Origin of the sequence: Stenotrophomonas sp. 1337 (assembly GCF_031455455.1) — a bacterium.
Lineage (GTDB): Bacteria > Pseudomonadota > Gammaproteobacteria > Xanthomonadales > Xanthomonadaceae > Stenotrophomonas > Stenotrophomonas indicatrix.
On the sequence record NZ_JAVDSR010000005.1, the window covers coordinates 264,898 to 272,885 of the forward strand.

A 7,988-nucleotide genomic window follows, 5' to 3' on the forward strand; every position below is an offset into this window, starting at 1 on the left:
ACAGGGGGAATCATGAACAGCCGGATGCGTCGCAGCCTTGCCGCCCCCGCGGTCACCGCGGTATCAACCCTGTTCGTACTGGTCTGGCTGGCGATGCCGGCACCGCCGGCCGCGTCCTCCCCCACCCTCTCCGAAGACAGTACGCAGGACGCAGCAGCACCCACGGCAGGGAATGCCGCTCCCTCCCCCTCCCCCCCGCGTCGGCTGCACAGCTCCCTGTCCATGCCGTATTTCTCGTTCGCACAGCCGCTGACCCCACGGAGCTGAATATGAGCGACATCCAGTGGAGCGACGGCGCTCCCATCTACCGCCAGCTGAAGGAACGCGTGATCGCCATGATGCTTGACGGAATCCTCAAGCCGGGCGATGCCCTTCCTTCGGTGCGCCAGGTGGCCGCCGATTACCAGCTCAACCCCATCACCGTTTCGCGCGCCTACCAGGAGCTGGCCGATGAAGGCCTGGTCGAGAAGCGCCGCGGGCTGGGCATGTTCATGACCGAACAGGCGGCCACGCAGCTGCGCAGCAGCGAGCGCGAACGCTTCCTCAATGAAGAATGGCCGGCCGTACTGGAACGCATCCAGCGACTGGGCCTGAGTCTCGACGAATTGTTGCCCCAGGGGAAATTCTGATGAATGCCAGTCCCACTACCGCTGTGCCAAGCGACGCTGTCATTACCGCCCGTGGCCTTCGCAAGGCTTACAAGAATACGCTCGCACTCGACAACGCCAGCTTCTCCATTCCGGCAGGCCGCATCATCGGCCTGATCGGTCCCAATGGTGCCGGCAAGACCACCGCGCTGAAGGCGGTGCTCGGCCTGACCTCGGTGGAAGGCGAGCTGAGCGTGCTCGGCCGTGACCCGCGCGTGCACCGCGACGATCTGATGAACGACATCTGCTTCATCGCCGATGTCGCCGTGCTACCGCGCTGGCTGAAGGTGCGTGAGGCGATCGACTTCGTCGCCGGCGTGCACCCCCGCTTCGATCGCGCCCGTTGCGAACGCTTCCTGGCCAACACCAAGCTGCAGCCGAAGCAGCGCGTGCGTGAACTGTCCAAGGGCATGATCGTGCAGCTGCACCTGGCACTGGTGATGGCCATCGACGCCAAGGTGCTGGTGCTGGACGAACCCACGCTCGGCCTGGACATCCTGTACCGCAAGGAGTTCTACCAGCGCCTGCTGGAAGACTACTTCGACGAGCAGAAGACGATCATCGTCACCACCCACCAGGTGGAAGAGATCGAGCACATCCTCACCGACGTGATGTTCATCCGCGATGGTCGCATCGTCCTCAATGCGGAAATGGACGAAGTCGGCGACCGCTATACCGAACTGCTGGTCGGTGCCGACCAGCTTGAAACCGCCCGCGCACTGAAGCCCATCGACGAGCGCAGCCAGGCCTTCGGCAAGACCGTCCTGCTGTTCGACGGGGTGCCACGCAGCCAGCTGGCCAGCCTGGGTGAAACCCGCAACGCCGGCCTTGCCGATCTGTTCGTCGCTGTCATGAAGGGGACCTACGCATGAATGCCGTCAACCATCCTGTCAGTCCCGCAGGCACCCTGCGCTGGCTGCTCAAGCGCGAATACTGGGAAAACCGCGGTGGCTTCCTGTACGCCCCGGTGATCGCCGGCATCGTCTCGCTGCTGATGAGCGGCATCGGTATCGGCCTGGGCCTGTTCGCCCTGCATCGTGCCGCCCGCGACGGCGGCCTGCACATCGACGGCGAGAGCGTGAACATCAACGGCCTGGATCTGGCCGTGCTGACCCGCGACATCAGCGCCAAGGACATGGCCGACCTGGGCAACGGCCTGGACCTGGCGATGGTATTGACCTCGTCCTGGCCACTGATCGTGCTTGCCTTTGTGGTGTTCTTCTATTGCCTGGGCGCCCTGTATGACGATCGCCGCGACCGCAGCATCCTGTTCTGGAAGTCGCTGCCGCTGTCGGACACCCAGACCGTACTGTCCAAGGTGCTCAGTGCACTGATCGTCGCACCGCTCATCGCCATCATCGCTTCCAGCCTGACCCTGCTCGTTTTCATGCTGATACTGTGCCTGGTGGTGGTCTCCCACGGCGGCGATGCGATGCAGTTGATCGTGGGACCTGCCAATCCGATGAGCCTGGTCATGGGCATGTTCGTGTCCATCCCGGTGTACGCCCTGTGGGCGCTGCCCACTGCGGGCTGGCTGCTGCTGTGCTCGGCCTGGGCACGGAGCAAGCCGTTCCTTTGGGCAGTGATGCTGCCGCTGTTCGCCGGCATCATCGTCAGCACCACCAAGCTGATGCACCTGTTCGACCTGACCACCGGCTGGTTCTGGCAGCACATCGTCGGCCGCCTGCTGCTGGGTGCGATGCCGGGAATGGATCTGCTGTACCGCGCCGGTGGCGGTGAATCCAGGCAGGATCTGGACTCGATCGTGGCGCTGATGGCGCCCTCTGCCCAGCTCAAGTCGCTGGCGATGCCCGACCTGTGGATCGGCGCGGCCTTCGGCGTGGCCTTCATCTTCATCGCCATCCGCCTGCGCAAGCGCGCTGGCGAAATCTGATCGTCAACCTGGAGGCACCACCCATGCGTTCCTTGATTGCCTGTACTGCACTGTTGCTGTTGCCGCTGTCGGCGCTGGCCGCCGATGCACCGAACTGCAAGTTCTCCGCGCCGCGCGCGTTGAAGATCGACGCGGCCGGTGCCAAAGCGGTGGTGTTCGAGATCAACCAGCATGACCTGAAGGTGGTCGCCAGCACCGGTGGCGGCCAGCTCGAAGGCCGCGCGTGCGCGTCCAACAAGGACTGGCTGGACCAGCTGGTGCTGGACCAGCGCCGCGTGGGCGACAAGCTGGTGGTGAGCCTGCGCCGCGACAGCCGCGACGCGCTGTCGATGGGTAACAGCTACGCCTGGCTGGACATCCGTGGCAGCGTGCCGGACAACCTGCCGCTGCAGTTCAAGATCGGCTCGGGCGATGGCAGCATCGAGAACGCGCAGTCGCTGAGCATGGACGTGGGCTCCGGTGATGGCATCGCCCGCGGCACCCGTGGCAGCGTGCATGCCGCCGTGGGTTCGGGCGACCTGGACGTTGATGGCGCCGCATCGTTCAACCTGCTCTCGCTGGGTTCGGGCGACGTCAACGCCCGCAACATCGGCGGTGATGCCAGCGTCGGCACGGTCGGCTCCGGTGACCTGAAGGTGACCGACGTGCGTGGCAACGCACGGCTGGATACCGTCGGTTCGGGCGACATCGGCTTCAAGCAGGTGCAAGGCAACGTCGAGGTCGGCGTGGTCGGCTCCGGCAACGTCGATATCGAGCAGGTCGGCGGCAACGTCCGCGTGCGCAGCCACGGCTCGGGCGACATCGATGTCGACGGCGTGCGCGGCAACCTCACCGTCGAGCACAGCGGCAGCGGCGATGTCCAGCATCGCAACGTGTCCGGCACCATCACCCTGCCGCGCGGCAAGTAACGCCCAACCATCCGATCCGAGGGGAATGCCATGAGTCTGCTGCGCCTGCTGCCTGCTGCCCTGCTGTGCCTGCCGCTGATCGCCTGCGGCGACACGTCCAGCCCCGACAAGACCGCCGGCAAGGCGGTGGCCGAGACCGCGGGCGGCGTCGGCCAGACCGTCAAGGAAGCGATGGATGACGCCCGCAAGGAAATTGCCGAAGGCAACATCAAGATCTCGGCCGACAACCAGCCACGCGCGGAGATCACCCCGCAGGGACAGCTGCTGATCGGTGGCAAGCCGGTGGCGCTGGACGATGGCCAGCGTCGCCAGCTGCTTGATTACCGTGGCCACGTGGTGGCGGTGGCGATGGACGGCATGGACGTCGGCCTGGCAGGTGCCAAGCTCGGCGCCAACGCCGCCGGTGAAGCACTGAAGGGCATCTTCAGCGGTGACAGCGAAGGCATCGAGAAACGGATCAACGCCGAGGCCGCCAAGATCGAAGCGCAGGCCAAGCGCATCTGCGACCGCATGCCGGCCATGCTGGCCAGCCAGCAGGCCCTGGCTGCCTCGCTGCCGGCGTTCAAGCCCTACGCCACGATGGACCAGAGCGATGTGGACGACTGCGGCAAGGACACCGTCGTCAACCGCTGACCCCTGTGACAGATCAGCGCACCCGGCCGGCCGCGCACCTGCGTTGCCGGCCGCTGCGCCCCGGCGGGCTTACAATGGCAGCCCCGGATGCACTTCATCGAACCGCCATGAAAAAGCTGTTTCTGCTGCTGGCCGCCCTGCTCTGCCTGGGCCTGGTCGGCTGTGACCAGGACTACCGCAACCACCGCGCCGAGCGTGGCAAACCCAAGATCTCGGTCAGCGAGAGCATCGTGACCGTTCGCCGCCAGCCGGCACCGAACATCATCATCCTGCCCGACGGGCAGATGAAGATCGACGAGATCCTGATCCCGCTCAACGCCGAACAGAAGCAGATGCTGCAGACGATGTTCGGCAAGCTGCAGGTGCTGCGCCAGAACACGCTGGTGGCCGCACCGGCCGACCCCAACATGCAGCCGGTGAAGATCGTGCCGCCGGAGGGCATGCAGGTGATTCCGCCGGACCTGGTGCAGACCATTCCCGAGTTCAAGGATTACACCGAGACCTTCGGCAACATCGTCGCCGACCGTCGCTGAAACCAACAACGCCGCCCTCCCGGGCGGCGTTCTTCTTTCTCGCCTGTAGTGGGTGCGGACCTCGGCCCGCACACCGCTCGATCAGCCGCCGGCACCACCGCCACCGGCCTGGATGCCACCGGCCGTCAATGCGGCCGGATCCAGCAGGCGGCGCAGCTCGGCTTCGGCCAGGCCACTGTCTTCCAGCGCCACGTCCAGCACCGGGCGCTGCTCCTTGTAGGCACGCTTGGCAATCGCTGCGGCCTTCTCGTAACCGATGATCGGGTTCAGCGCGGTCACCAGGATCGGATTGCGCGCCAGCGCCTCGGCCACACGGTCCTCGCGCACCTTCAGGCCGGCAATGGCGCTGTCGGCCAGCAGGGTCGACACATTGGCCAGCAGGCCGATGCCATCGAGCAGGTTCACCGCGATCAGCGGCAGCGTGACGTTGAGCTGGAAGTTGCCGGTCTGGCCGGCCACGGTGATCGCCGTGTGGTGGCCGATCACCTGCGCGCAGGCCATCACCGTCGCCTCCGGGATCACCGGATTGACCTTGCCCGGCATGATCGAGGACCCCGGCTGCAGTGCCGGCAGTTCGATCTCGCCCAGGCCCGCCAGCGGGCCGGCGTTCATCCAGCGCAGGTCGTTGGCGATCTTGATCAGGGCTACCGCCAGCGCATTGAGCTGGCCCGACAGCTCCACCGCATCGTCCTGCGCGGCCAGGCCTTCGAACTTGTTCTCGGCGCTGTCGAACTTGAAGCCGGTCTGCTGCTTCAGCGCCTTGGCAACCTGTGCACCAAAGCGCGGGTCGGCATTGATGCCGGTGCCGATGGCGGTACCGCCCAGCGGCAGGCGGCGCACGCGCTTGAGGCTGTCCTCGATGCGCTCCTGGGCCGAGGCCAGCTGCGCCGACCATGCACCGAATTCCTGTTCGAAGGTCAGCGGCATCGCATCCATCAGATGGGTGCGGCCGGTCTTGACCACCTTGCGCAGGCTGCGGCCCTTCTTGTCCAGCGTCCTGCGCAGGTGCACCAGCGCCGGCAGCAGCTGCTCATGGGTGGCCAGCACGGCCGACACGCGCAGCGCCGTTGGAATCACGTCGTTGGAGCTCTGCCCCTGGTTGACGTGATCGTTCGGGTGCACGGTGGTCTTGCCGGCTTTGCCGGCGCGATTGGCCAGGGTGGCGATGACCTCGTTGGCATTCATGTTCGAGGACGTACCCGAGCCGGTCTGGTAGACGTCGATCGGGAACTGCGCGTCCCACGTGCCGTCCGCCACTTCAGCCGCGGCAGACTGGATGGCCTTGGCCACGGTCTTCGGCAGATGGCCCAGCTCGGCATTGACGCCGGCGGCAGCGCCCTTGACCAGGCCCAGCGCACGGATGAAACCGCGCGGCATGCGCTGGCCCGACACCGGGAAATTCTGTACAGCGCGCTGGGTCTGCGCGCCCCACAGGGCGTCGGCAGGCACCTGCAGCTCGCCCATGCTGTCGTGCTCGATCCGGAATCCCTTGGGGGCACGCTTGCTTGCAGCTTTGCTCATTGCATCAACTCCGCACTACTTCAGTTGGGGAAAGGAAAGCGGCGGCTGGCAGGGTGTCGCTTCCCGGGCTGGCGGCTGCGACAACGATACTCCCTTGTCCGCAGCGTGGGATGGCGAGGACGGGCCAGATCGTTTCATCCGCAGGGCCGATTGAACGGGCCGCGCCGGGCCGCGCCCGGCGAGCGCGCAGCGCGGCCACCATCCGCCGGGCATGGCCCGGCGCTACCGAGCATGCGAAGGCCACGCGTCGTAGAATATCGGCCCCGCCGCTCGTCCCAGCCCTGCCGACATGTCCGAATCCGCCCTGCTCGCCCTGTCCCCGCTCGATGGCCGCTATGCCGGCAAGGTCGACGCCCTGCGCCCGATCTTCTCCGAGTACGGCCTGATCAAGGCCCGTGTCACGGTCGAAGTGGAGTGGCTGCTGGCCCTGGCCGCCGAGCCGGGCATCGTCGAGCTGGCCGCGTTCTCCGACGCTGCCATCGTCCGCCTGCGTGCACTGTCCAACGGCTTCAGCCCGGCCCAGGCCGCGCGCGTGAAGGAGATCGAGCGCACCACCAACCATGACGTCAAGGCGGTGGAGTACTTCATCAAGGAACAGCTGAAGGACGATGCCGAGCTGGCGCCGGCGCTGGAGTTCGTGCATTTCGCCTGCACCAGCGAAGACATCAACAACCTCAGCTACGGCCTGATGCTGGAACAGGCCCGTCGCGAGGTGCTGCTGCCGACCCTGGACGGCATCGCCACTGCACTGCGCACGCTGGCCCATGCCCAGGCCGGCCAGCCGATGCTGTCGCGCACCCACGGCCAGACCGCCTCGCCGACTACGCTGGGCAAGGAGCTGGCCAACGTGGTCGCCCGCCTGGAACGCCAGCGCCGGCAGATCGCCGCGGTTGAACTGACCGGCAAGATCAACGGCGCCGTCGGCAACTACAACGCGCACATCGCCAGCTACCCGGATGTGGACTGGCCGGCCTTCGCCGAGCGCTTCGTGACCGGGCTGGGCCTGGTGTTCAACCCGTACACCACCCAGATCGAGCCGCACGACAACATCGCCGAGATCGGTGATGCCGCCCGCCGCGCCAACATCATCCTGATCGACCTGGCCCGCGACATCTGGGGCTACGTCTCGCTGGGCTATTTCAAGCAGCGCCTGAAGGAAGGCGAAGTCGGTTCGTCGACGATGCCGCACAAGGTCAACCCGATCGATTTCGAGAACGCCGAAGGCAACTTCGGCATCGCCAACGCGCTGTTCGAGCATTTCAGCGCGAAGCTGCCGATCAGCCGCTGGCAGCGTGACCTGACCGATTCCACCGTGCTGCGCGCGCTGGGCACCGCGTTCGGCCACAGCCAGGTGGCGCTGGATTCGCTGGCCAAGGGCCTGGGCAAGCTGGAAGTGAACCCGCAGCGCCTGGACGCCGATCTGGATGCGGCGTGGGAAGTGCTGGCCGAGGCCGTGCAGACGGTGATGCGCCGCCACGGGCTGCCGAACCCGTACGAGCAGCTGAAGGCGCTCACCCGTGGCCAGGGCATCACGGCCGAGTCCATGCGCACCTTCGTGCAGGGGCTGGAGCTGCCGGCCGATGCCAAGCAGCGTCTGCTGGAGATGACCCCGGGCAGCTACACCGGCCTGGCCGAGTCGCTGGCGAAGAAGATTTAAGGGTTTTCCTTGCGGCGGCGGCCGCGGGCGCTGCCTGCGGCAGGCAACAGCAACGGCAACAGCAACGTCAAAAGCGGCTCTGGGTTTTTGCCGTGTTTGGCGGGGCGGGTTGGGTTCGCGGGACACGCCGTAAACCCGTCCCTGGGGGCTCGATGGCGCCATCCATGGCGCCAACGGTCCCGCGAACCCAACCCG

The 7,988-nt window shown here is 66.3% G+C and carries 8 protein-coding genes; 7 read left to right on the plus strand and 1 reads right to left on the minus strand.

Annotated elements, in window-relative coordinates:
* Positions 1–269 precede the first annotated feature (269 nt).
* The 6 genes from J2X70_RS10130 to J2X70_RS10155 all read left to right on the plus strand — a co-directional run bounded on the left by J2X70_RS10130 (position 270) and on the right by J2X70_RS10155 (position 4,615).
* The gene (locus J2X70_RS10130) at positions 270–629 is read left to right on the plus strand and encodes a GntR family transcriptional regulator (RefSeq protein ID WP_012511573.1); all 360 of its coding nucleotides are present in this window, start codon (positions 270–272) and stop codon (positions 627–629) included.
* Positions 629–1,519 carry an ABC transporter ATP-binding protein gene (locus J2X70_RS10135; RefSeq protein WP_032976317.1) on the plus strand — a complete coding sequence of 297 codons (891 nt, stop codon included), beginning with the start codon at positions 629–631 and terminating at the stop codon, positions 1,517–1,519. Before J2X70_RS10130 ends, J2X70_RS10135 begins: the two co-directional genes overlap by 1 nt.
* Positions 1,516–2,541 carry a hypothetical protein gene (locus tag J2X70_RS10140; protein ID WP_025876815.1) on the plus strand — a complete coding sequence of 342 codons (1,026 nt, stop codon included), beginning with the start codon at positions 1,516–1,518 and terminating at the stop codon, positions 2,539–2,541. The genes J2X70_RS10135 and J2X70_RS10140 overlap by 4 nt, the downstream gene beginning before the upstream one ends.
* Before the next feature lie 23 nt (positions 2,542–2,564).
* Positions 2,565–3,449: a DUF2807 domain-containing protein gene (locus J2X70_RS10145; RefSeq protein ID WP_025876813.1), complete on the plus strand. Its 885-nt coding sequence runs from the start codon at positions 2,565–2,567 to the stop codon at positions 3,447–3,449.
* A 30-nt stretch (positions 3,450–3,479) separates the two neighbouring features.
* Entirely contained in the window at positions 3,480–4,082 is a 603-nt protein-coding gene (locus J2X70_RS10150; RefSeq protein ID WP_218787738.1) for a DUF2884 family protein, read from the plus strand.
* A gap of 107 nt (positions 4,083–4,189) precedes the next feature.
* Entirely contained in the window at positions 4,190–4,615 is a 426-nt protein-coding gene (locus J2X70_RS10155; protein ID WP_032951937.1) for a hypothetical protein, read from the plus strand.
* Between the two features lie 81 nt (positions 4,616–4,696).
* Here J2X70_RS10155 and J2X70_RS10160 read toward each other — a convergent pair whose 3' ends face one another.
* Positions 4,697–6,136 carry a class II fumarate hydratase gene (locus tag J2X70_RS10160; RefSeq protein WP_059064618.1) on the minus strand — a complete coding sequence of 480 codons (1,440 nt, stop codon included), beginning with the start codon at positions 6,134–6,136 and terminating at the stop codon, positions 4,697–4,699.
* 289 nt (positions 6,137–6,425) lie between these two features.
* Between J2X70_RS10160 and purB the strand changes: the two genes are divergently transcribed.
* On the plus strand, positions 6,426–7,793 hold the full coding sequence (gene purB / locus J2X70_RS10165) for an adenylosuccinate lyase (RefSeq protein WP_279208949.1): 1,368 nt from the start codon (positions 6,426–6,428) through the stop codon (positions 7,791–7,793).
* The last annotated feature ends 195 nt before the right edge of the window (positions 7,794–7,988 follow it).

What these genes read in the sequence shown, in the direction of transcription:
- J2X70_RS10135 (WP_032976317.1), top strand. Translation starts at nt 629, where the DNA reads ATGAATGCCAGTCCCACTACCGCTGTGCCAAGCGACGCTGTCATTACC.
- J2X70_RS10145 (WP_025876813.1), top strand. Translation starts at nt 2,565, where the DNA reads ATGCGTTCCTTGATTGCCTGTACTGCACTGTTGCTGTTGCCGCTGTCG.
- J2X70_RS10150 (WP_218787738.1), top strand. Translation starts at nt 3,480, where the DNA reads ATGAGTCTGCTGCGCCTGCTGCCTGCTGCCCTGCTGTGCCTGCCGCTG.
- J2X70_RS10140 (WP_025876815.1), top strand. Translation starts at nt 1,516, where the DNA reads ATGAATGCCGTCAACCATCCTGTCAGTCCCGCAGGCACCCTGCGCTGG.
- purB (WP_279208949.1), top strand. Translation starts at nt 6,426, where the DNA reads ATGTCCGAATCCGCCCTGCTCGCCCTGTCCCCGCTCGATGGCCGCTAT.
- J2X70_RS10130 (WP_012511573.1), top strand. Translation starts at nt 270, where the DNA reads ATGAGCGACATCCAGTGGAGCGACGGCGCTCCCATCTACCGCCAGCTG.
- J2X70_RS10155 (WP_032951937.1), top strand. Translation starts at nt 4,190, where the DNA reads ATGAAAAAGCTGTTTCTGCTGCTGGCCGCCCTGCTCTGCCTGGGCCTG.
- J2X70_RS10160 (WP_059064618.1), bottom strand. Translation starts at nt 6,136, where the DNA reads ATGAGCAAAGCTGCAAGCAAGCGTGCCCCCAAGGGATTCCGGATCGAG.